General features: G+C 65.1%; 17 protein-coding genes. 12 read left to right on the top strand and 5 right to left on the bottom strand.

Annotation, left to right across the window (positions count from 1 at the left end; translation table 11 throughout):
* Window positions 1-31 precede the first annotated feature (31 nt).
* The 6 genes from C4K38_RS30330 (at window position 32) to C4K38_RS30305 (ending at window position 6,809) form a co-directional block, all read left to right on the top strand.
* A complete protein-coding gene (locus tag C4K38_RS30330) occupies window positions 32-895 on the top strand; it encodes a LysR family transcriptional regulator (RefSeq protein WP_025807134.1) in 864 nt (287 codons plus the stop codon).
* Window positions 896-1,121: 226 nt separating this feature from the next.
* Window positions 1,122-2,198 carry a putative 2-aminoethylphosphonate ABC transporter ATP-binding protein gene (locus C4K38_RS30325; RefSeq protein WP_053281305.1) on the top strand — a complete coding sequence of 359 codons (1,077 nt, stop codon included), beginning with the start codon at window positions 1,122-1,124 and terminating at the stop codon, window positions 2,196-2,198.
* A gap of 1 nt (window position 2,199) precedes the next feature.
* Entirely contained in the window at window positions 2,200-3,924 is a 1,725-nt protein-coding gene (locus C4K38_RS30320; protein ID WP_053281304.1) for a putative 2-aminoethylphosphonate ABC transporter permease subunit, read from the top strand.
* A 49-nt stretch (window positions 3,925-3,973) separates the two neighbouring features.
* On the top strand, window positions 3,974-4,999 hold the full coding sequence (locus C4K38_RS30315; protein ID WP_025807138.1) for a putative 2-aminoethylphosphonate ABC transporter substrate-binding protein: 1,026 nt from the start codon (window positions 3,974-3,976) through the stop codon (window positions 4,997-4,999).
* A gap of 122 nt (window positions 5,000-5,121) precedes the next feature.
* Entirely contained in the window at window positions 5,122-6,255 is a 1,134-nt protein-coding gene (locus C4K38_RS30310) for a TIGR03364 family FAD-dependent oxidoreductase (RefSeq protein ID WP_053281303.1), read from the top strand.
* Window positions 6,255-6,809, top strand: coding sequence for a phosphonate degradation HD-domain oxygenase (locus C4K38_RS30305; protein ID WP_053281302.1), 555 nt, complete (start codon window positions 6,255-6,257; stop codon window positions 6,807-6,809). The genes C4K38_RS30310 and C4K38_RS30305 overlap by 1 nt, the downstream gene beginning before the upstream one ends.
* Before the next feature lie 123 nt (window positions 6,810-6,932).
* Here the strand turns inward: C4K38_RS30305 and C4K38_RS30300 are convergent, their stop codons facing one another.
* Both C4K38_RS30300 and C4K38_RS30295 read right to left on the bottom strand, forming a co-directional pair.
* A complete protein-coding gene (locus C4K38_RS30300) occupies window positions 6,933-8,321 on the bottom strand; it encodes a GTPase/DUF3482 domain-containing protein (protein WP_053281301.1) in 1,389 nt (462 codons plus the stop codon).
* A complete protein-coding gene (locus C4K38_RS30295; protein ID WP_053281300.1) occupies window positions 8,314-9,693 on the bottom strand; it encodes a DUF2868 domain-containing protein in 1,380 nt (459 codons plus the stop codon). Before C4K38_RS30295 ends, C4K38_RS30300 begins: the two co-directional genes overlap by 8 nt.
* 96 nt (window positions 9,694-9,789) lie before the next feature.
* On the opposite strand from C4K38_RS30295, the gene C4K38_RS30290 reads away from it, so the two are divergent.
* Entirely contained in the window at window positions 9,790-10,302 is a 513-nt protein-coding gene (locus tag C4K38_RS30290) for a dihydrofolate reductase (protein WP_053281299.1), read from the top strand.
* A gap of 115 nt (window positions 10,303-10,417) precedes the next feature.
* On the opposite strand, the gene C4K38_RS30285 is transcribed toward C4K38_RS30290, so the two are convergent.
* Entirely contained in the window at window positions 10,418-11,809 is a 1,392-nt protein-coding gene (locus C4K38_RS30285) for an L-cystine transporter (RefSeq protein ID WP_053281298.1), read from the bottom strand.
* Window positions 11,810-12,050: 241 nt separating this feature from the next.
* Between C4K38_RS30285 and C4K38_RS30280 the strand changes: the two genes are divergently transcribed.
* From C4K38_RS30280 to C4K38_RS30265, 4 genes are all read left to right on the top strand, one after another.
* Window positions 12,051-13,106 (top strand): HAD family hydrolase, encoded by a 1,056-nt coding sequence (locus C4K38_RS30280; RefSeq protein ID WP_025807147.1) that lies wholly within the window; start codon window positions 12,051-12,053, stop codon window positions 13,104-13,106.
* Window positions 13,107-13,247: 141 nt separating this feature from the next.
* On the top strand, window positions 13,248-13,781 hold the full coding sequence (locus tag C4K38_RS30275) for an RNA polymerase sigma factor (protein ID WP_053281297.1): 534 nt from the start codon (window positions 13,248-13,250) through the stop codon (window positions 13,779-13,781).
* Window positions 13,778-14,770 (top strand): FecR family protein, encoded by a 993-nt coding sequence (locus C4K38_RS30270; protein ID WP_231998587.1) that lies wholly within the window; start codon window positions 13,778-13,780, stop codon window positions 14,768-14,770. Before C4K38_RS30275 ends, C4K38_RS30270 begins: the two co-directional genes overlap by 4 nt.
* Window positions 14,771-14,903: 133 nt before the next feature.
* Window positions 14,904-17,351: a TonB-dependent siderophore receptor gene (locus tag C4K38_RS30265; RefSeq protein WP_053281296.1), complete on the top strand. Its 2,448-nt coding sequence runs from the start codon at window positions 14,904-14,906 to the stop codon at window positions 17,349-17,351.
* 61 nt (window positions 17,352-17,412) lie between these two features.
* Here the strand turns inward: C4K38_RS30265 and ilvD are convergent, their stop codons facing one another.
* Window positions 17,413-19,254: a dihydroxy-acid dehydratase gene (ilvD, locus tag C4K38_RS30260; RefSeq protein ID WP_053281295.1), complete on the bottom strand. Its 1,842-nt coding sequence runs from the start codon at window positions 19,252-19,254 to the stop codon at window positions 17,413-17,415.
* Between the two features lie 310 nt (window positions 19,255-19,564).
* Between ilvD and C4K38_RS30255 the strand changes: the two genes are divergently transcribed.
* Complete coding sequence (locus C4K38_RS30255) at window positions 19,565-20,128, top strand: hypothetical protein (protein WP_053281294.1); 564 nt, start codon at window positions 19,565-19,567, stop codon at window positions 20,126-20,128.
* A gap of 81 nt (window positions 20,129-20,209) precedes the next feature.
* Here the strand turns inward: C4K38_RS30255 and C4K38_RS30250 are convergent, their stop codons facing one another.
* A complete protein-coding gene (locus C4K38_RS30250; RefSeq protein ID WP_053281293.1) occupies window positions 20,210-21,406 on the bottom strand; it encodes a class I SAM-dependent rRNA methyltransferase in 1,197 nt (398 codons plus the stop codon).
* Between the last annotated feature and the right edge of the window lie 17 nt (window positions 21,407-21,423).

The following is a 21,423-nucleotide window of genomic DNA, read 5'->3' as shown; positions in this document are numbered from 1 at the left end:
AGGATGAGCTGATGGGTAACGTGAGAATGCAGTGCTGAGTGCCGAGCTGAAGGCGTTTTACATGGTAGCCCGCCTGGGCAGCATTACCCTGGCGGCGAAAAAGCTCGGCCTGAGCCAGCCCACGGTGACCACCCAGATCCGCCATCTGGAAAGCCAGTACTCGGTCGAGCTGTTCTATCGCGGCGGGCGCCGCCTCAGCGTCAGCGAGGAGGGCGCCCGGCTGCTGCCGATGGTCAAGGCGCTGTTGCAGCAGGAAGCCGATATCGAGTTTTTCCTGCGTAACAGCGGCCAGTTGCAAGGCACCCTGCGGATCGCCGCCACGGCGCCTTATTACATCCTCGATCTGGTGAAGACCTTCCGGGAGCGCCTGCCCCAGGTGGAGGTGTCGGTGGAAATCGGCAACTCGCAGCAGGTCCTGGAGTCGCTGGAGGAGTATCGGGTCGACATCGCCGCGTCCTCGCAGTTGCTTGAAGATTCGCGCTTGATTCGCCGGGTGCTCGGCAGCGACCCGCTGGTGCTGGCGGTGCACCGCAATCATCCGTTGGCGGCCCTCGACCACGTGCCCTTGAACGCCCTGGCCGGGCATACCCTGCTGATGCGCGAGCCGGGCTCCACCACCCGGCGCCTGACCGAAGAATTGCTCGACAGCGCCCGGGTCAGCTTCGGGCCGCTGCTGGAAATTGGCAGCCGCGAGTCGATCCGCGAGGCGGTGCTGCGCAATATCGGCATCAGCATCATTGCCCGCCAGGAAGTCCCCCACGATCCGCAGCTGCGGGTGCTGACCATCGAAAACGCGCCGCAGATCGCCGAATACCTGTACTGCCTCAAGGAGCGCAAGGGCGCGCGCCTGCCGGCGGCCTTCCTCGGGCTGGCGCAGGAAATGGCGCCGGCCTGAGTATCTTCATCGCCTGTCAGGGCCCTATCGCGGGCAAGCCTCGCTCCTACAGAAACACTGCTCGTCTTCTGTAGGAGCGAGGCTTACCCGCGATGGCGTCCATCCGGACACCGCCCCCTTGAACCCAAATCCGCCAATACCACTATCGGCAGCTTTTGCCTCACTGCCACAGTAACTACGCATTAGCGCCCTAGGATGGCCTGCATCAGCTTGATGAGGTCCGTCCATGAACAACCCGATCGCAACTGCCCTGAGCAACCCCGGCGCGCCGATGAAAGTGCGCGGCATGCAGAAACGCTTTGGCGCTTTCACCGCGCTGGATAACGTCTCCCTGGACGTGGCGGCCGGTGAGCTGGTGTGCCTGCTCGGCCCGTCGGGCTGCGGCAAGACCACCTTGCTGCGCTGCATCGCCGGTCTCGAGCGGCAGGATCAGGGCGAGTTGTACCTGGGCAGCCGCGACGTCTCGCACCTGGCGCCCCAGGCCCGGGATTACGGCATTCTGTTCCAGTCCTATGCGCTGTTCCCCAACCTCAGCGTCGAAGCCAACATCGCCTATGGCCTGGCCGGCAGCGGCCGCGACGAAGTGCGCAAGCGCGTGGCGCAGATGCTGGAACTGGTGGGCCTGACCGGCAGCGAAAAGAAATACCCCGGCCAGCTGTCGGGAGGTCAGCAGCAGCGGGTGGCCCTGGCGCGCGCCCTGGCCCCGGCGCCTTCGTTGCTGCTGCTGGATGAACCGATGTCGGCGCTGGATGCCCGGGTGCGCGAGCACCTCTGTACCGAGTTGCGCCAGCTGCAGCGGCGCCTGGGCATCACCACCCTGATGGTGACCCACAACCAGGACGAGGCCATGTTGATGGCCGACCGCATCGCGGTGATGAACAACGGCAAGGTCGAGCAATACGCTACGCCGCAGGAAATCTACGATCGCCCGGCCACCCCGTTCGTCGCCGAATTCGTCGGTCAGGGCAACTGGCTGCCGTTCCGCCGCAGCAGCGACAGCCACGCCCAGGTCGGCGGGATGAACCTGCGGCTGGCGGCCGACTCCGGCACGGCCGCTTCGGGCCGGTTGTTCTGCCGTCCGGAGGCGATCAACGTCAATCCGCCGGTGCACGAGGAAAACCTGTTCCCGGCCAAGGTCCGGGAGATCACCTTCCTCGGCAACCGCTGCCGCATGAGCTTCGAACTCAACGAATTGCCTGGCCATCCGCTGTTGGCCGAGCTGGCCCCGGAAGCCATGCCGCGTCTCGGAGCCCAGGACATCTGGGTCGCCTTGCCACCGCGCAGCCTGCAGGTGTTTGCCTGAGATGGCCGTTGACCTGACCCTGCCGCTACCCGCAAAACGGGCGCGCCAGGTTGCCCGTGCGGAAATCGGCGACCGCATCTTCGTGCTCGGCGGCAAGCTGGTGCTGCTCCTGCTGCTGGGCTTGGCGGTGCTGTTGCCGTTGCTGGCGATCTTCTGGCGCGGCTTCAGTGGCGAAGCCGGGCAGGGCGGTGGCCTGGTCGCTGCCCGTGAGCTGGTGACCAGCGCCAACTTCCACTGGCTGCTGGGCAACAGCCTGAAAGTCTCCCTCAGCGTCGCCGCCATCGTGGTGCCGCTGGCCTACCTGTTCGCCTATGCCCTGCAACGCACGCTGATTCCCGGCAAGGCGATCTGGCGCGGCCTGTCGCTGCTGCCGCTGATGGCGCCATCGATGCTGCCGGGGATCGCCCTGGTCTATCTGTTCGGCAACCAGGGCATGCTCCGTGGCCTGCTCTCGGACAATATCTATGGCTTCTGGGGCATCGTCCTCGGCGAAGTGATCTACACCTTTCCCCACGCCCTGATGATCCTGCTGTCGGCCCTGTCCCTGGCCGATGCGCGGCTGTTCGACGCTGCGTCGAGCATGGGCGCCAGCCCGGCCAAGGCCTTTCGCAGCATTACCTGGCCGGCCACCCGGCAGGCGGTGTTCGCCGCGTTCTGCCTGGTGTTCACCCTGACCATCACCGATTTTGGTGTGCCGGTGGTGGTCGGCGGCGACTATCAGGTGCTGGCGCTGGAAGCCTACAAGGCGGTGGTCGGCCAGCAACAGTTCGGCCGTGGTGCCTTGATCGGCATGGTGCTGTTGCTGCCGGCGCTGTTCAGCTTCGGTGTCGATGCCTGGCTGCGTCGCCGTCATGGCGACTCCATGAGCGGCCGGGCCCAAGTATTCAAACCGGCGCCCTCTCGCGTGAGAGACGGCTGCTACCTGGCGATCGTGCTGCTGATCTGCGCGGCGCTGCTGCTGGTGTTTGGCATGGCGGTGTTCTCGTCGCTGGTGAAGTTCTGGCCCTATAACCTGTCGCTGTCGCTCAACCATTACCAGTTCAACGACACCGCCGGGGGCGGCTGGCTGGCCTACCGCAACAGCCTGACCATGGCCCTGTGCACGGCGCTGATCGGCAGCGCGCTGATCTTCACCGGCGCCTACCTGATGGAGAAGACCCGCTCCCAGCGCGGCCTCAACCTGGCGCTGCGCATGCTCAGCTTCGTGCCGATGGCGGTGCCGGGCCTGGTGCTGGGCCTGGGTTATGTCTTCTTCTTCAACCTCAGCGGCAACCCGCTGCATGTGTTCTACGGCAGCATGACCCTGCTGGTGGTGTGCACCATCGCCCACTACCTGACCACCGCGCAGATGACCGCCACCACCGCGCTGCGCCAGCTCGACGCCGAGTTCGAGGCCGCCGCGCTGTCGCTCAAGGCGCCGCTGTACCGCCATTACCTGCGGGTCACCGTGCCGATCTGCCTGCCGGCGCTGCTGGATATCCTGCGCTACCTGTTCGTCTCGGCCATGACCACCGTCTCGGCGGCGATCTTCCTCTACAGCCCCGACACCATCCTCGCGGCGGTGGCGGTGTTGAACATGGACGACGCCGGCAACGTCGGCGGCGCGGCCGCCATGTCGACCCTGATCCTCTTGACCTCGGCGGGCGTGTCCCTGCTCCTGGCCTGGGCTTCGCGCGGCTTGCTGCGCCGCTCCCAGGCCTGGCGGCAGACCGCGCCCGGCCACTGAATCTGTCCAACCCTCACCTCTGCCCACCACCACAGAAAGGAACCGCACCATGTTCAAGCCCCTGGCTGTTGCCGCTGCTGTCCTCACTGCTTTCAGCATGAACGCCTTTGCCGCGAAGACCGAACTGACGGTCTATACCGCCCTCGAGGCCGAGCAACTGAAGAGCTACAAGCAGGCCTTCGAAGCCGCCAACCCGGACGTGGAAATCAAATGGGTGCGCGACTCCACCGGGATCATCACCGCCAAGCTGCTGGCGGAAAAAGCCCGGCCGCAGGCGGACGCGGTGTGGGGGCTGGCGGCCTCCAGCCTGGCGATCCTCGATCAGCAGGGCATGCTGCAAAGCTATGCGCCGAAGGACCTGGGCAAGATCGGCGGCAACTATCGCGACGCCGCCAACCCGCCGGCCTGGGTCGGCATGGACGTCTGGGCCGCGACCATCTGCTTCAACACCGTCGAGGCGGAAAAGCAGGGCCTGACCAAGCCGGTGAGCTGGCAGGACCTGACCAAGCCTGAGTACAAAGGCAAGATCGTCATGCCTAACCCGGCCTCTTCCGGCACCGGCTTCCTCGACGTCAGCGCCTGGTTGCAGACTTTCGGCGAGAAGCAGGGCTGGCAGTACATGGACGACCTGCACCAGAACATCGGCCAGTACGTTCATTCCGGTTCCAAGCCGTGCAAGCTGGCGGCGGCCGGCGAATTCCCGATTGGCATCTCCTTCGAATACCCGGCCGTGCAGCTCAAGCGCCAGGGCGCGCCGCTGGACATCGTGCTGCCGAAGGAAGGCCTGGGCTGGGAAATCGAAGCCACCGCGGTGATCAAGGGCACCCCTCATGAAGAAGCCGCGAAGAAGCTCGCCGACTTCTCCGCCAGCCCCGCGGCCATGGAGCTGTACAAGGAAAACTTCGCCGTCCTGGCCCAGCCGGGGATCGCCAAGCCGCAGACCGAACTGCCGGCCGACTACGAGCAGCGCCTGATCAAGAACGACTTCGCCTGGGCCTCGAAGAACCGCGACGAGATCCTTGCCGAGTGGCGCAAGCGTTATGACGGCAAGTCCGAGAAGGTCGCCGCCAAGTAATCGACAGCCCCCTGTCGCGGGCCAGCCTCGCTTCTATGGACGTTTCTGTAGGAGCGAGCGGGCGGCGATCCGACTTGCCCGCGATTCGACCTCGCAGAGGTCATCGCCCAAGGACCACACACATGAGCAACCACAACGACCTGCTGATCGTCGGCGCCGGCATCCTCGGGCTGTCCCATGCCTATGCCGCGGCCAAGCGCGGTTTGCGGGTCAAGGTTTTCGAACGCAGCGCCACGCCCCTGGGCGCGTCGGTGCGCAATTTCGGCCAGGCCCTGGTGACCGGCCAGCCGCCTGGGGTGATGCTCGACCTGGCCAGGGCTAGCCGCGGCATCTGGGGTGACTGGGCCGAACTGGCCGGCCTGCCGCTCAAGCGCAAGGGCTCTTACCTGTTCGCCCGCACAGAGGCCGAAGAGCAATTGCTGCAGGCCTTCTGCGCCGGACGCGCGCGCGAACACGGCTACCGTGTCGAACTGCTGCGCGGCGCGGCCTTGAACGATCTGTACGGCGGCCGCTTCCGCCATCATCGCGCGGCGCTGCACGGCCTGGACGACCAGCAGCTGTATTCCCGGGAAGCCATCCCGATGCTGATCGACTACCTGCGCCGCGACCTGGGGGTGGAGTTTCATTTCTCCACCCTGGTGCGCGACATCGAGCCCGGCCAGTTGCACAGCACCGCCGGCAGCTTTCGCGCGGCGCAGATCCTGGTCTGTTCCGGGCATGACTATCAGACCCTGCTGGCCGAGCCGATTGCCGCGCTGGCGCCGCAGGTCTGTCGCCTGCAAATGCTCCGCGCCCGGCCCGAGGTGCAGCTGGACCTGCAACACGCACTGCTCACCGGCCTGAGCTGCGTGCATTACGGCGCCTTTGCCGACTTGCCCGAAGCGGCGGCGGTGCAGGCGCAGATCCTGCGGGACGCGCCGCACCTGCACGAAAACGGCATCCACCTGCTGATCAGTCCGACGCCCTATGGCGAGCTGATCATCGGCGACTCCCACCATTACGGCAGCGATCCCTCGCCGTTCAATGCCGAACAGGTGGACACCTGGATGCTCGAGCTGGCCGAACACACCCTGGGCTGCAAGGTGCAGGTGCTCGAGCGCTGGCAGGGTGTCTATGGGGCCCGCGGCCCGGGGCCGTTCTCGTTCCTGCGCCCGGCCGCCGGGGTCAGCGTGGCCCTGATGCACAGCGGCGTGGGCATGAGCGTCGGTCCGGCCATGGCCGAGGGCAATATCGCCCGTTTGCTGGAGGAAGCCTGATGGGGCCTGAGCAGCGGATCGCCGAGGTGTTCGGCCTGTACGAGCGTTTTGGCGACAGCGACTACATCGGCGAGCCGGTGTCGCAGATCGAACACATGTCCCAGGCCGCGCAACTGGCCATGGCCGAGGGTTTCGACGACGAAGTGGTGCTGGCGGCGTTCTTCCACGATATCGGGCATATCTGCGTGCAGGATGCTGAGAACATGGGCGGTTTCGGCGTGGTCAGCCATGAGCGGCTGGGCGCCGACTACCTGCGCCGCGCCGGTTTCAGCGAGCGTCTGGCGCGGTTGGTGGAGTACCACGTGCAGGCCAAGCGTTACCTGACCTTCAAGGAACCGGGCTACTACGAGCGGCTCAGCCAAGCCAGCCGGCGCACCCTGGAATACCAGGGTGGAGTGATGAGTGCCGAAGAGGCCCGGGCCTTCGAGCAGGACCCGCTGTGCGCGGTCAGCCTGCGCCTGCGCCATTGGGACGAACAGGCCAAGGAGCTGTGGGTGCCGGTGATGGATTTGCAGGTGCTCAAGGACAAGGCGGTGCGGTTGTTGGCGGCCTGATCCGGGTTCTACGGTGCCTGGACCATGGTTATCGCGGGCAAGCCTCGCTCCTACAGAAGAAGGTCGCGCTCTTCTGTAGGAGCGAGGCTTGCCCGCGATGGCGTCGGTGAGAACGACGCTGACCTAATCCTCGACCACCAGCTTCTGCGCCAACACCTCGATCTGCTCCTGGCGCTCCGCCTGGCTCAGCCGCGGCGCCGGGTTGAGGGACGACCACTGCGGATGGGCGCGGGCCTTGTTCAGCGCCTCCGGCAGCTTGCCCTCGCGCCAGCCCTGGTCCTGGGGCGTGGCCAGCTGGATGCTGCCCAGCGCCGCATGACCACGCACATTCAGCGCCTGCACCAGTTGCCGTTGGCGCAGGGCCAACAGGCGCAACACGCTGTCGTCCACGGTCAGCTCGCGCTGGCCCTTGAGCTTGCCCAGCAGGCGGCCGCCGTAGCTGCGGGCGGTTTGCAGCGCGCCGCCGGCAATCGCTCCGGCCAGGGCCGCCGCGCCCAGGGTCAGGCCGCCCACCAGGAGGTCGACGCCGGCCCCGGCCGCCGCGCCGGCGGCAATCCCCCCACCGACCCGCACGCCCAGTTGCTTGAGGGTTTCCGGGTTGAACAGGTCATCGCCCCAGCGTCCGTCGAGCAGCGGCACATCGCTGGCGGCGGCATCCTGCGGGCGGAAGGCGTAGAGCTTGAGCAGCGCCTCGACGCAGCGCTGTTCGCGCTGGCGTACGGCTTTGCGCAGTTCACCGATGGCCTGCTGTTCCTGCTCGACCTCGCTGACTACACTGCGCCGGCAGGCGGCGCAATCGATCAGTAGTTCGGCGATCAGCCGCGCGGCGCTTTGCTGGCGAGCCGCGCGTTGCGCCTGCTGGTCGGCGATCAGGCGTTCCAGCTGCGGCCGCGAGCTTTCCAGAAGCAATGCCAGGCTTTCATACAGCCGCCGCTCGCCGTCCTCCGGCGGCGCCACGCTGTCGAATCGCACCAGCGCGTGCAGACCCAGGCGGGCCAGGGCTTCGCGCCAGTCCGGCTCGCGATGGTTGGCGCTGCTGACGAAATTCAGCACCGGCAGCAGCGGCTTGCCGCAACTGGCGAGGACTTCCAGTTCGTCGCGGTACTTGGCCAGTACCGGCTCGCGGGCATCGATCACATACAGCCCGGCGTCGGAGTCCAGCAGCTGGCGCAGCACCTTGGCTTCCTGTTCGAAACGCTGGCGCGCCTCGCTGCCTTCGAGAAACCGCACCAGGCGGGCCGGGCCGTCCAGTCGCTCGCCTGGGTGCTCCAGGCGTTCCAGGTAGTCGAGCAGGGCGATGGCGTCTTCCAGGCCGGGGGTGTCGTACAGGTCGAGCAGCGGTTCGCCGTCCACCGACAGCCGCGCGCCCTCGACATGGCGGGTGGTGCTGGGGCGATGGGAGACCTCGCCGAAGCCCACATCCCGGGTCAGGGTGCGCAGCAGGGAGGTCTTGCCGACGTTGGTGTGGCCGACCACCGCCAGCTTCAACGGTAGTTTGCGAGGATCAGTCATGCCCGGTCTCCAGCCAGTTCAGCGGCACGCAATCGGCGAACGGCAGCTCCAGTTGTTGCAAGGCCACGTGCCAGTCACCCAGGCGTTCGGCATCCAGTGCCTGGCCCGGTGGCGCCTGCAGCAGCCAGACCCGGGTGGCGCTGGCGCTGCGGGCCAACTCGGCGATCAGCGCCAGGCTGCCTCGGTCCGGCGAGCGCCGTGGATCGCAGGCGATGGCCAGGCGCGCCGGCGGAAAGCGGCTCATCTGTTCCAGCAGCTTGTGCCGGGATTCGCGGCTGTCGAGGATGCCGGCGTCTTTCACCGTGGCCGGCAATTGCGGTGGCCAGGGGCGCTGGTCGTCCAGTTCGATGGCCACCAGCAGGGCGCCATCGCTGTCCTGCGCGCTGACGCCGCCTTCGATACGGTGCAGCGAGTCGGGGGCGGCATCGTTGATCCCCAGGCGCTCGCTGCTGGGCATCAGCGCTTCGCGCAGCTGGCTGTAGCCGGGGAGGTTGAGATCCAGTTGCAGGCGCGCCTGCCCACGCTTCCAGCGCCAGCGACAGAACAGCATCAACAGCAGGCGCGGCAGCACGCCGTAAATGATCAGCGAGGCCACCAGCCAGACGGCCCAGGACTGGCGCACCAGCTCGGTGTTGTAAACGTCCCGGGTGCTGGCGTGGATCATCGCCACGGTCGGTGCGCCGAAACCTATGGCACGGGGTATGGCCGCGAGGGCGTTGGTCATTGCCACGAAGGCGTCCGCACCGAGCAGGGTGCTTTCCCAGTAGAACCCGTAGCGCTTGGTGATCAGCAGCATCAGCAGGATCGCCACGGCGCTGAGCAGGGCCAGCAGCCACAGGCCGTTGACCAGGGTGCCGATGGCCCAGCGATTGAGTTTGCGCCGCTGCAGCAACAACAGCAGGGCGGGCGCGAGCTGCGCGGCCTTGGCGTCGCGGGCGAGCTTGGCGCTGAGCCACAGCCACAGGCGGCCGAGGCTGGCGCCCTGTTCGCCGGCGAACAGCAGGCCCAGGGCCCAGCTCAGCAGCAGAAGCAGGTTGAGGCCGAGCAGGCTGCCCAGGGCCCAGAACACATTGACCGGCGTCTGCCCGTTGCCCAGGGCGGCGAAGGCCAGGCCGGCGCCGCTGACGATGGCCAGCAGCGCCAGCAGCATCAGCGCCAGGCGCGCGCCCTGGACCCAGTGGCGCAGGGCGGCGGCCAGGCCGTCACGTTCGGCCAGCCACTGCGCGCGGTATTGGATACGGCTCGCCAGGTCGCCGCCAGCGGTGCGCGCCAGGCGATTGGCTTCCTGGTCCTCCAGGGTGCCGGCGTGTTCTTCACGCAGGCGTACGGCTTCGGTGAGCCAGAGTTTTTCCAGTGGGGTCAGTGCTGTCACGCGTCATTCCGTTGCTCAAATGAGGGGTGAGCATAACCGCTGTCACGCCGATCGGGGTACGTTGCGGGGCATCGAGCCTCTGGTATCCTCGCCGGCATGAAAAAATCTCTCCCTCTCAGCCTGATCGCGGCCCTCGGTGAAAACCGCGTGATCGGCGTCGACAACAGCATGCCCTGGCACTTGCCGGGGGATTTCAAATACTTCAAGGCCACCACCCTGGGCAAGCCGATCATCATGGGTCGCAAGACCTGGGATTCGCTGGGGCGTCCGCTGCCGGGGCGGCTGAATATAGTGGTCAGCCGCCAGGCCGACCTGCGGCTCGAAGGCGCCGAGGTGTACCCGTCGCTGGAAGCCGCGGTGGCGCGTGCCGAGGAATGGGCGCTGGAGCAGGGTGTCGCCGAGCTGATGCTGATCGGCGGGGCGCAGCTGTATGCCCAGGGCCTGGAGCAGGCCGATCGCCTGTACCTGACGCGCGTGGCGCTGAGCCCGGAGGGCGATGCGTGGTTTCCGCAGTTCGACCTGAACCAGTGGCAACTGGTGTCGAACGTGCCGAATCCGCCGGAAGGGGACAAGCCGGCCTACAGCTTCGAGGTGTGGGAGAAGCGTTAAAAGCATCGCGGGCAAGCTCCGCTCCTACGGGGCCGAGGTCGAATCATATGACGTGATCGACCGGGAACCGTAGGAGCGGAGCTTGCCCGCGATGACATTCTAAAGGTCGCAGCCCTTAAGCCTGCGCCAGCTCCGCATGCTCATCGGCATCGAGCTTTTCTTTATCGGTCTGCTGCATGATCTGGCTGGTGATCGCACCGGCGGTCATCGAACCGCTGACGTTCAGCGCGGTACGGCCCATGTCGATCAGCGGCTCCACGGAAATCAGCAGCGCCACCAAGGACACCGGCAAGCCCATGGCCGGCAGCACGATCAGCGCGGCGAACGTCGCGCCACCGCCCACCCCGGCCACACCGGCCGAACTCAAGGTCACTATCGCCACCAGGGTCGCGATCCACAGCGGGTCCAGCGGGTTGATGCCGACGGTCGGGGCCACCATCACCGCCAGCATGGCCGGGTACAGGCCGGCGCAGCCGTTCTGGCCGATGGTCGCGCCGAACGAGGCGGCGAAGCTGGCGATGGACTGCGGAATGCCCAGGCGGCTGGTCTGCGCCTCGATGCTCAGCGGGATGGTCGCGGCGCTGGAGCGGCTGGTGAAGGCGAAGGTCAGCACCGGCCAGACCTTGCGGAAGAAGCGCAGCGGGTTGATCCCGGCCAGCGACACCAGCAGGCCATGAACCACGAACATCAGGCCCAGGCCGATGTACGACACCACCACGAAACTGCCGAGCTTGATGATGTCCTGCAGGTTGGAGCTGGCGACCACCTTGGTCATCAGCGCCAGCACGCCGTAGGGGGTCAGCTTCATTACCAGGCGCACCAGGCGGGTGACCCAGGCTTGCAGCGTGTCGATGGCGTTGACCACTTTCTGGCCCTTGTCGGCGTCGTCCTTGAGCAGTTGCAGGGCGGCGATACCGAGGAAGGCGGCGAAGATCACCACGCTGATGATCGAGGTCGGCTTGGCCCGGGCCAGGTCGGCGAAAGGGTTCTGCGGAATGAACGACAGCAGCAGCTGCGGGATATTCAGGTCGGCGACCTTGCCCGCGTAATCGCTCTGGATCACCTGCAGGCGAGCCATTTCCTGGGTACCGGCCACCAGCCCTTCGGCGGTCAGGCCGAACAGGTTGGTCAGGGCGATGCCGATCACCGCGGCGATGGCGGTGGTGAACAGCAGGGTGCCGATGGTCAGGAAGCTGATCTTGCCCAGGGACGAGGCGTTGTGCAGGCGCGCCACGGCACTGAGGATCGAGGCGAACACCAGCGGGATCACGATCATCTGCAGCAGCTGCACGTAACCGTTGCCCACCAGGTCGAACCAACCGATGGAGGTTTTCAGGACGGGGTTGCCGGCACCGTAGATGCTGTGCAGGGCAACACCGAAGACCACGCCCAGCACCAGCGCCAGCAGGACCTTCTTGGCCAGGCTCCAGGTGGTGTGACGGGTTTGTGCCAGGCCCAGCAGCAAGGCGAGGAACACCAGCAGGTTGAGGATCAGCGGCAGGTTCATTAAGGCTCCGATAAGACTTGTGCCAATCGCTTATGACTGCGATTGCGAACCGGCAAGCCTAACAGCTTGAAATCTAATGAATTAATATCAAAAACGCATTGAGACTGTCGTTTTTGGAATAAGCCGCTGACGCTCAGGCACATGCCGGTGGCGGAATCAGGACGTGGGCGGTCGCCCACAGGCGAGGATTGTCACAGCGATTTGTTAGCGTCGATCTCTTTAAATCAGGGAGAAAACGCCGATGAAACTCGCTCCGAAATTTCTGGTTGCCGCACTCTGCCTGGGCCTTGCCGGCCAGGTTCTCGCCACCGACTTGAAGCACTGGCCCGCGGACCAGGCCAAGCAACTGGACGCGATGATCGCGGCCAACGCCAACAAGGGTAACTACGCGGTGTTCGACATGGACAACACCAGTTACCGCTACGACCTGGAAGAGTCGCTGCTGCCGTTCATGGAGAACAAGGGCCTGATCACCCGCGAGACCCTTGACCCCTCCCTGAAGCTGATGCCGTTCAAGGACACCGCCGAGCACAAGGAAAGCCTGTTCAGCTACTACTACCGCCTCTGTGAAGTCGACGACATGGTCTGCTACCCCTGGGTGGCGCAGGTGTTCTCCGGCTTTACCCTCAAGGAACTCAAGGGCTATGTCGACGAATTGATGGCCTCGGGCAAACCGGTGCCGGCCACTTATTTCGAAGGCGACGTGGTCAAGAACACCGAGATCAATCCGCCGAAAATCTTCACCGGCCAGAAAGAGCTGTACAACAAGCTGATGGAGAACGGCATCGAGGTCTACGTGATGACCGCCGCCTCCGAGGAACTGGTGCGCATGGTCGCGTCCGATCCGAAGTACGGCTACAACGTCAAGCCGCAGAACGTCATCGGCGTGACCACCCTGCTCAAGGACCGCAAGACCGGCGAGCTGACCACCGCGCGCAAGCAGATCACCGCCGGCAAATATGACGAGAAGGCCAACCTCGGCCTGGAACTGACCCCTTACCTGTGGACCCCGGCGACCTGGATGGCCGGCAAGCACGCAGCGATCCTGACCTACATCGACGAGTGGAAAAAACCGGTGCTGGTGGGCGGCGACACCCCGACCAGCGACGGCTACATGCTGTTCCACGATGTCGACGTGGCCAAGGGCGGCATCCACCTGTGGGTCAACCGCAAGGACAAGTACATGGCCCAGATCAACGGCATGATGGCCAAGCACGCCGCGGCCCAGGCCAAGGAAGGGCTGCCGGTGACGGCGGACAAGAACTGGGTGATCGTCAAGCCGGAGGATATCCAGTAACAGTGGACCAGCCTGCGGGAGCCGGCTTCCCGGCGCCTGCAGGTAGCCCTGTCGGGCAAAACTCATATCAATTGCGAAACAATCTCATTCTCTGCTAGCGTGCGCACTTCCTGAACGCCCTGTTCCCCTAAAGGTAGTGTCGTGCCCTCCTGGAATTCGCAGATCGCGCGCCTGTTCGCGGAGCAGAAGAAAGCCCTCGAAGCCTTCGTCACCCGCCGCACCGGCAGCGCTCAGGTGGCCGCAGACCTGACCCAGGAATCTTTCCTGCGCCTGGCGCGCCTGGATTCCGGGGAGAAGATCGACAACCTCCCGGCGTTCCTCTTCACCATTGCCAGCAACCTGGTGCGCGACCACCAGCGTCAGGCCATCCGCCGCGAGCGCCTGGACGGCGGCGAGCCCAGCGAAGAATTGCCCTGCGGCAACCCGGGGGCCGACGAACAATTGGCCGCCTACCAGCAGGAGCAACTGATGCAGGACGCGATCCTGGCGTTGCCCGATGCGACCCGGCGGATCTTCCTGCTCTATCATGTCGACGAATGTTCCTACCGCGAAATCGGCGAGCGCCTGTCGATCAGCCCGCGCAGTGTGGAATACCAATTGCGTCGGGCCCTGATCGACTGCCGTACCTACATCCAGGCGCGGCTGGCCTGCGATAGACAAGGACGTCGGCCATGAACCCCACGTCCGCCGCTGTGGACCCCCTGATGACCCAAGCTGCGCCCACCTCTGAAGAGCTGTTCGCCGAAGCCTGCGGCTGGTATTTCCGCCTCCAGGCCGAAGATGTGACGCCTGCCGAACTGCAAGCCTTTGCCGTGTGGCTGGGGCAGGGTGCTGCCCAGGACGAAGCCTGGCAGGAAGTACAGGTGATGCTCGGCGGCCTGCGGGAGCCGGCGCGGGCCATTCGCCGGGCCGAGCAGGCCGCCTGGCGTCAGCCGGCGCGGCGCTGGCAGCCGTGGGCGTATGCCGCGGCGATGCTGCTGGCGGTGGGGCTGACGCTGCAAAACACGCCATGGCTGGATCGCCTGCGCGCGGACTACGCCACCGGCACCGGGGAGTCGCGCACCATCGAGCTGGCCGACGGTTCCCAGTTGCAACTCAACACCGACAGCGCGATACAGGTGCGCATGAGTGCCGGCGAACGGCAGATCCGCCTGCTGCGCGGCGAGGGGTTCTTCGAGGTGACCCGGGACCCGGCGCGGCCGTTCGTGGTGCAGTCCGGCGATGGTTGGGTGAAAGTGGTGGGTACCCAGTTCAGTGTTGCCCGGCGCGACGAGCAGACGCGGGTGCAAGTGGCCCAGGGCAAGGTCGAGGTCAATGCCGGCAGCGGCGCGCCGGTGTACCTGGAACCGGGACGGGCCGTGGAGTTTCAGGGCCAGCGGCTGGCCGACGTCCATGGCTTCGACCCCGCCAGCGGGTTTGCCTGGCGTCAGCGGCAACTGGTGTTTCGCCAGCAGCCGCTGTCGGAAGTGGTCAGCGAGTTGAACCGCTACTGGCCCGGCAAGACCCTGGTGCTTGGCGACGACCTGCGCAAGCGCGTGGTGTCCGGTGTGTTTGAAATCGACAAGCCTGACGCGGTGATCAAGGCGCTGGAATACACCCTCAACCTGCGTGCCGAGCATTACACCCCGTATCTGCTGGTGCTGCGCGAGGGCAAGGCGTCCTAGGGTGCAATCTTTTTCAAAAAACTTTCAGGGTTTCTCCGCAAGCGGTCGTCCTTGATCACTGAGGCGCGAATAGTAAGCACTCTCAAGTAGTGCGGCGCCCGATCACTGACTTTTGCCCCGGGGAGCACCATCCATGGCACACCGATTTGCCGCACGGCCCTTGCTGACACTGGCCATTTCCTTGGCCTGCGGCACTGCGCCGATCCATCTGCAGGCTACCGAGACCACCCAGGCCCAGGCGTATCGTTTCGATATCCCGGAGCAATCTCTGGATGGTGCGCTGGCAGCCTTTTCGGCGGTGACGCGGATTCAAGTGCTGGTCTCCGGTGAGCTGACCCAGGGTGTGGTTTCGCCCGGCGTCAGTGGCCATCTGGGCCAGCGCGAAGCCTTGGGCCTGCTGCTGGGCGGCACGGGCCTGAGCGCGGCCTTTATCAATGCCGACACCGTGACCCTGGAAAAACGCGTGGCTTCGGGTTCGGCGCTGGAAGTCGGGGCAACCACCATCCGCTCGGAGCGCCTGGGGGCGACCACCGAGGGCAGCGGGTCCTACACCACCGGAGCGGTGACGCTGGGCAGGGGCGAGCAGCGGCTCAAGGACATTCCGCAATCGGTCAGCGTCATGACCCGCAAGCAGATGGATGACCAGAACACCACCAAGCTCTCCGAAGTGGTGAAACGCACCCCTGGCCTGACCGCGACCAAATCGCCAGGCCCCGGCATGTTCATCTTCTCCCGTGGGTTCGAGCTCGGCACCTTGCAATATGACGGTGTGCCGATCCCGCGTAATACCTACACGCTGGGCAGCTACCTCACCGAGAACATGGCGACCTACGACCGTGTGGAGACCCTGCGCGGCCCCGCCGCCCTGCTGCAAGGTGCCAACAGCCCCGGGGGCACCATGAACCTGGTGCGCAAGCGCGGCGGCATGGCGCCGGCGGTGACCATCACCGCCAAGGCCGGCTCCTGGGACCACTACGGCACGCAGGTCGATGCCGGCGGCCCGCTCAATGCCGAGGGCACCTTGCGTGGCCGCTTCGTGGCGGACTACGACACCAGCAATTCGTTCGTCGACTACGCCGGTAGCTGGAACCAGACCTTCTACGCCGCCGTCGACTATGACTTCACCCCTGACACCACCGTCGGCGTGGGCATCAGCAACCAGAAGGGCCATGCCCGGCCTAACTTCATGTCGTTGCCCCGTTATGCCAATGGCAACGATATCGGCCTGTCGCGCTCGACCTTTGTCGGCGCCAGCTGGAACCGCAGCGTCAACAACCAGACCCAGGTGTTCGCCGACCTGGAGCATCGCTTCAACGACGACTGGAAGTTGAAAGCGGCGCTGGTGGCCATGGATGAACACAACGACGCGACCTACCAGGCGACATGGGACGAAGTCCCCAATCCCGGCACGGCCGGCAACATCCGTTATGTGGACTGGGTCACTGACTTCAATACCAAGAGCCGGGGGGTGGACGTCTACGTCAATGGCAAGTTCGAGGGCCTGGGTTTCCAGCAGGAACTGGTGCTGGGCGCCAACTATTCCAAGCTCACCACCGATGACCTGTGGGCGCGGGATGCAACGGACGGCGCGGATATTTTCAATATCGACCATCACCGTTCGCAGCGGGACAAATACCAGCTGTTCCAGGAAGGTTCCGGCTCCAAGAGCTGGTATGACATTCGCCAGAAGGGCATCTACGGGACCTGGCGGGTGAGGGTGCTGGACCCGCTGACCCTGGTCGTGGGTGCTCGCACCAGTTGGTATGACTATTCCTATATTGGTCAGAGTGGTTTCCAGGGTGTGTACGGCAATCCTTCCGAAAGCACCACGCAGACCACCGGCCGGGTCACGCCGTACGCAGGCCTGCTGTATGACCTCAATGACCAATGGTCGGCCTACGCCAGCTACGCCGATGCCTTCGAGCCGCAAACCAACCTGACCACCTCTGGCGGCTTGCTCAAGCCCATCGAAGGCAAGAATTATGAGCTGGGGATAAAGGGTGAACTGGCGGACGGCCGGCTGAATACCTCTTTTGCCATTTTCCGCTACGACCAGGAAAACCGTGGGGTCCAGGACCTGCAAGGGCCGATGAACTGCGGCGGTTGGTACTGTTCCGTTGCTTCGGGCAAGGTTCGCAGCCAGGGTTTTGAAGCCACGTTGAGCGGTGAAGTGCTACCGGGTTTGCAACTGGCGTCCAGCTATACCTACAACACCACCAAGTTCCTCAAGGACGACACCTACGAAGGCAAGGTCTTCAGTACCTGGACTCCCAAGCACCAGCTCAAGGTCTGGGGCGATTACCAGTTGCCGGGTGACTGGCAGAAAGTCAGCGTCGGTGCCGGCGTGACCGCGCAAAGCAGTACCGAAGCCTATGACCGCAACTTCAGCGTGCCCGGCAACGCCCTCTGGGATTCGCGAGTGGCCTACAAGATCGACCAGGAATTCACCGTGGCGGCGAACCTGAACAATATGTTCGACAAGAAGTACTACATCCCTGCGTACAACGCGATCTGGGGCAGCAACTACTACGGCGACCCACGCAATGTGATGTTTACCCTGACCTATACACCGCAGTTCTGATTCGACCAGGCAAAAAAAATGCCCCGCACTTGGCGGGGCATTTTCATTCAGCAGCCGAGGATCACAGGTCGTCGAGCATTGCCTTGTTGCGCACCGCGCCCTTGTCGGCGCTGGTGGCCAGCAGGGCGTAGGCTTTCAGGGCGGTGGTTACCTTGCGTGGGCGTTTTTCCACCGGCTTCCAGCCTTTCTTGTCCTGCTCGACACGGCGGGCAGCCAGTTCTTCGTCGCTGACCAACAGGTTGATCGAGCGGTTCGGAATGTCGATCAGCACCTTGTCGCCGTCCTGAACCAGGCCGATGGCGCCGCCCGCGGCAGCTTCCGGCGAAGCGTGGCCGATGGACAGGCCCGAGGTGCCGCCGGAGAAGCGGCCGTCGGTCAGCAGGGCGCAGGCTTTGCCCAGGCCCTTGGACTTCAGGTAGGAGGTCGGGTAGAGCATTTCCTGCATGCCCGGGCCGCCTTTCGGGCCTTCGTAGCGAATGATGACGATGTCGCCTTCCTTCACTTCGTCGGCGAGGATGCCGCGTACCGCGCTGTCCTGGCTTTCGAAGATCTTCGCGTTGCCTTCGAAGACGTGGATCGACTCGTCGACGCCGGCGGTCTTCACCACGCAGCCGTCCAGGGCGATGTTGCCGTACAGCACAGCCAGGCCGCCTTCTTTCGAGTAGGCGTGCTCGACGCTGCGGATGCAGCCGTGTTCACGGTCGTCGTCGAGGCTCGGCCAGCGGGTCGACTGGCTGAACGCGGTCTGGGTCGGGATGCCGGCCGGGCCCGCCTTGAAGAAGTGGTGCACCGCTTCGTCGTTGGTCTGGGTGATGTCCCACTTGGCGATGGCTTCTTCCATGCTGCGGCTGTGCACGGTCGGCAGGTCGGTGTGCAGCAGGCCGCCGCGGGCCAGGGAACCGAGGATGCTGAAGATGCCGCCGGCGCGGTGCACGTCTTCCATGTGGTACTTCTGGATGTTCGGCGCCACCTTGCACAGTTGCGGCACGCTGCGGGACAGGCGGTCGATGTCGCGCAGGTCGAAATCGATCTCGGCTTCCTGGGCGGCGGCCAGCAGGTGCAGGATGGTGTTGGTCGAACCGCCCATGGCGATGTCGAGCATCATGGCGTTTTCGAACGCCTTGAAGTTGGCGATGTTGCGCGGCAGCACCGACTCGTCGTTCTCGCCGTAGTAGCGCTTGCACAGCTCGACGATGGTGCGGCCGGCCTGCAGGAACAGCTGTTCGCGGTCGCTGTGGGTGGCCAGGGTCGAACCGTTGCCCGGCAGGGCCAGGCCCAGGGCCTCGGTCAGGCAGTTCATCGAGTTGGCGGTGAACATGCCGGAGCAGGAACCGCAGGTCGGGCAGGCGCTGCGCTCGTACTCGGCAACCTTCTCGTCAGAAGCGCTGGAGTCGGCGGCGATCACCATGGCGTCGACCAGGTCGAGGCCGTGGGAGGCGAGCTTGGTCTTGCCGGCTTCCATCGGGCCGCCGGAGACGAAGATCACCGGGATGTTCAGGCGCAGGGCGGCCATCAGCATGCCGGGGGTGATCTTGTCGCAGTTGGAGATGCAGACGATGGCGTCGGCGCAGTGGGCGTTGACCATGTACTCCACGGAGTCGGCGATGATCTCGCGGCTCGGCAGCGAATACAGCATGCCGTCGTGGCCCATGGCGATGCCGTCATCCACGGCGATGGTGTTGAATTCCTTGGCCACGCCGCCGGCGCGTTCGATTTCGCGGGCGACCAGCTGGCCCAGATCCTTGAGGTGCACGTGGCCCGGTACGAACTGGGTGAAGGAGTTGGCAATGGCGATGATCGGCTTCTTGAAGTCGTCATCTTTCATCCCCGTGGCGCGCCACAGTGCGCGGGCGCCGGCCATGTTGCGGCCGTGGGTGGATGTTTTCGAGCGGTAATCAGGCATGGAGCACTCCGGGCGGCTAATCAGGTAACAAATGGGGAGTGAGCTTCTATTGACCTCTGGAACACTCAGAAATGGCCGTGTGTCCTGAAGCTGCCGATGACGCCGCGGGATCGCCGCGCGCCTCAGCCTGAGCTCATAAACCCGCCGGGGGATGACTGGCGATGAATCTCGCGATTCTACACCGCTGGCGCCAGGAAGGAATGCCGTGGCCGCTCTACGGCGTCGATTGCCTGGAGAACGAATCGGGCAGCCGGCGATCAGGGACTGGTTTAGACTCGCCGGCCTTCGATCACCTTCCAATGGAGCTGGAATGTCCGCGACGCTGCGATCCTTGAGGTTCTACTTTTTTGTTGGCCTGGCGCAGGGCCTGCTGCTGATGTGGGCCGTCCTTTACAGCGGCTTGTCCGGTGTCGCCATGGCCGCGTTGGCTGCTGCCCTGCTGGCGGGCGGCGGGCTGCTGCAACTGCTGGCCGAACAGCGACGCCAGCCGCGGACCTGGATCGCGATGCTGCTGGTGGCGTTGGGTGCGGCGGGGCTGGTGTGGGCCTGCCGTGGTCTGCCCTTCACCCTTGGCGTGGGGTTCGGCGTGATGGCCGGCTTGCTGCTGATGACCCTGCTCGGTGCCACGCTGCTGCAGGGGCGTGACGATCTGTGGCGACGGCTGCTCGGCAACGGCGCCTGGGTGCTGCTGGCTCTGCCAATGCCCTGGCTGGCGCAGTGGCTGTTCAAGCTATGGATTCAGCACCGTCACCTCGACCCCTTCAAGAGCGGGTTGCTGTCCCTGGCGTTTTTTGCCGCGCCGACCCTCGCATTCTCCGGCGCCATGTTCCTCGGCTCTTTATGGCGCGCGCGCCGTCGGGCACAGGTCGCTTGAGCGCTGAGGCTTGGGTGAGGAGGTGGGGGCAATCGGTTTGGGCGCCCCTTGCCGCAGGGGGTAAGGGGCGTCCAGTCAGGCTCAGCTGTTAGGCAGCAGGCGGCAGGTGATGCTCTTGATGTAGCGGGTTTCCGGGATGGCCGGGTGCACCGGGTGGTCCGGGCCCTGGCCGCCGCGTTCCAGCAGCTGGATATTGCGGTCCAGGTGGCGGGCGCTGGTGAGCAGAATGTTCTGCAGGTCGTCTTCCGGCAGGTGCATCGAGCACGAAGCGCTGACCAGGATGCCGTCCTTGCTCAGCAGGCGCATGGCCTGTTCGTTCAGGCGGCGGTAGGCGCCTTCGCCGTTCTTCAGGTCTTTCTTGCGTTTGATGAAGGCGGGCGGGTCGGCCACGATCACGTCGAAACGCTCTTCGGCGGCCTTGAGTTCTTTCAGGGCCTCGAACACGTCGCCTTCGATGCAGGTGACTTTCTCGGCGATGCCGTTCAACGCAGCGTTGCGCTCAACGCCATCGAGGGCGAAGCCCGAGGCATCGACACAGAACACTTCGCTGGCACCGAAGGCGCCGGCCTGCACGCCCCAGCCACCGATGTAGCTGAACAGGTCCAGCACGCGCTTGCCCTTGGCGTAAGGCGCCAGACGGGCGCGGTTCATGCGGTGGTCGTAGAACCAGCCGGTTTTCTGGCCTTCCATCACCGGGGCCTCGAACTTCACGCCGTTCTCTTCCAGGGCGACCCACTCCGGCACCAGGCCGAACACGGTTTCCACGTAGCGGTTGAGGCCTTCGGCGTCACGCGCGGCGGAGTCGTTCTTGAACAGGATGCCGCTTGGCTTGAGGACCTGGACCAGGGCGGCGATCACGTCGTCCTTGTGCTGTTCCATGGTCGCCGAAGCCAGTTGCACGACGAGGATGTCGCCGAAACGGTCGACCACCAGGCCCGGCAGCAGGTCGGAGTCGCCGTAGACCAAGCGGTAGAACGGCTTGTCGAACAGGCGCTCGCGCAGCGACAGGGCCACGTTCAGGCGGTGCACCAGCAGCGACTTGTCCAGCACCAGCTTGGCGTCGCGCGACAGCAGGCGGGCGCAGATCAGGTTGTTCGGGCTCATGGCGACGACGCCCAGCGGCTTGCCGCCGGCGGCTTCCAGCACTGCCTGGTCGCCTGCCTTGAAGCCGTGGAGTGGGGTGGCGGCTACATCGATTTCGTTGCTGTAGACCCACAGGTGGCCGGCGCGCAGGCGGCGATCGGCGTTGGCTTTGAGGCGCAGGCTTGGCAGGGACATGACGTCGCTCCGGAAAA

The organism is Pseudomonas chlororaphis subsp. piscium, assembly GCF_003850345.1.
GTDB lineage: Bacteria > Pseudomonadota > Gammaproteobacteria > Pseudomonadales > Pseudomonadaceae > Aquipseudomonas > Aquipseudomonas piscium.
This window is presented reverse-complemented; position numbering and strand designations above follow the sequence as displayed.

Coding starts and splice junctions, on each gene's coding strand:
- C4K38_RS30325 (WP_053281305.1), top strand. CDS start 1,122: ATGAACAACCCGATCGCAACTGCCCTGAGCAACCCCGGCGCGCCGATG.
- C4K38_RS30320 (WP_053281304.1), top strand. CDS start 2,200: ATGGCCGTTGACCTGACCCTGCCGCTACCCGCAAAACGGGCGCGCCAG.
- C4K38_RS30315 (WP_025807138.1), top strand. CDS start 3,974: ATGTTCAAGCCCCTGGCTGTTGCCGCTGCTGTCCTCACTGCTTTCAGC.
- C4K38_RS30310 (WP_053281303.1), top strand. CDS start 5,122: ATGAGCAACCACAACGACCTGCTGATCGTCGGCGCCGGCATCCTCGGG.
- C4K38_RS30305 (WP_053281302.1), top strand. CDS start 6,255: ATGGGGCCTGAGCAGCGGATCGCCGAGGTGTTCGGCCTGTACGAGCGT.
- C4K38_RS30300 (WP_053281301.1), bottom strand. CDS start 8,321: ATGACTGATCCTCGCAAACTACCGTTGAAGCTGGCGGTGGTCGGCCAC.
- C4K38_RS30290 (WP_053281299.1), top strand. CDS start 9,790: ATGAAAAAATCTCTCCCTCTCAGCCTGATCGCGGCCCTCGGTGAAAAC.
- C4K38_RS30285 (WP_053281298.1), bottom strand. CDS start 11,809: ATGAACCTGCCGCTGATCCTCAACCTGCTGGTGTTCCTCGCCTTGCTG.
- C4K38_RS30280 (WP_025807147.1), top strand. CDS start 12,051: ATGAAACTCGCTCCGAAATTTCTGGTTGCCGCACTCTGCCTGGGCCTT.
- C4K38_RS30270 (WP_231998587.1), top strand. CDS start 13,778: ATGAACCCCACGTCCGCCGCTGTGGACCCCCTGATGACCCAAGCTGCG.
- C4K38_RS30265 (WP_053281296.1), top strand. CDS start 14,904: ATGGCACACCGATTTGCCGCACGGCCCTTGCTGACACTGGCCATTTCC.
- ilvD (WP_053281295.1), bottom strand. CDS start 19,254: ATGCCTGATTACCGCTCGAAAACATCCACCCACGGCCGCAACATGGCC.
- C4K38_RS30255 (WP_053281294.1), top strand. CDS start 19,565: ATGTCCGCGACGCTGCGATCCTTGAGGTTCTACTTTTTTGTTGGCCTG.
- C4K38_RS30250 (WP_053281293.1), bottom strand. CDS start 21,406: ATGTCCCTGCCAAGCCTGCGCCTCAAAGCCAACGCCGATCGCCGCCTG.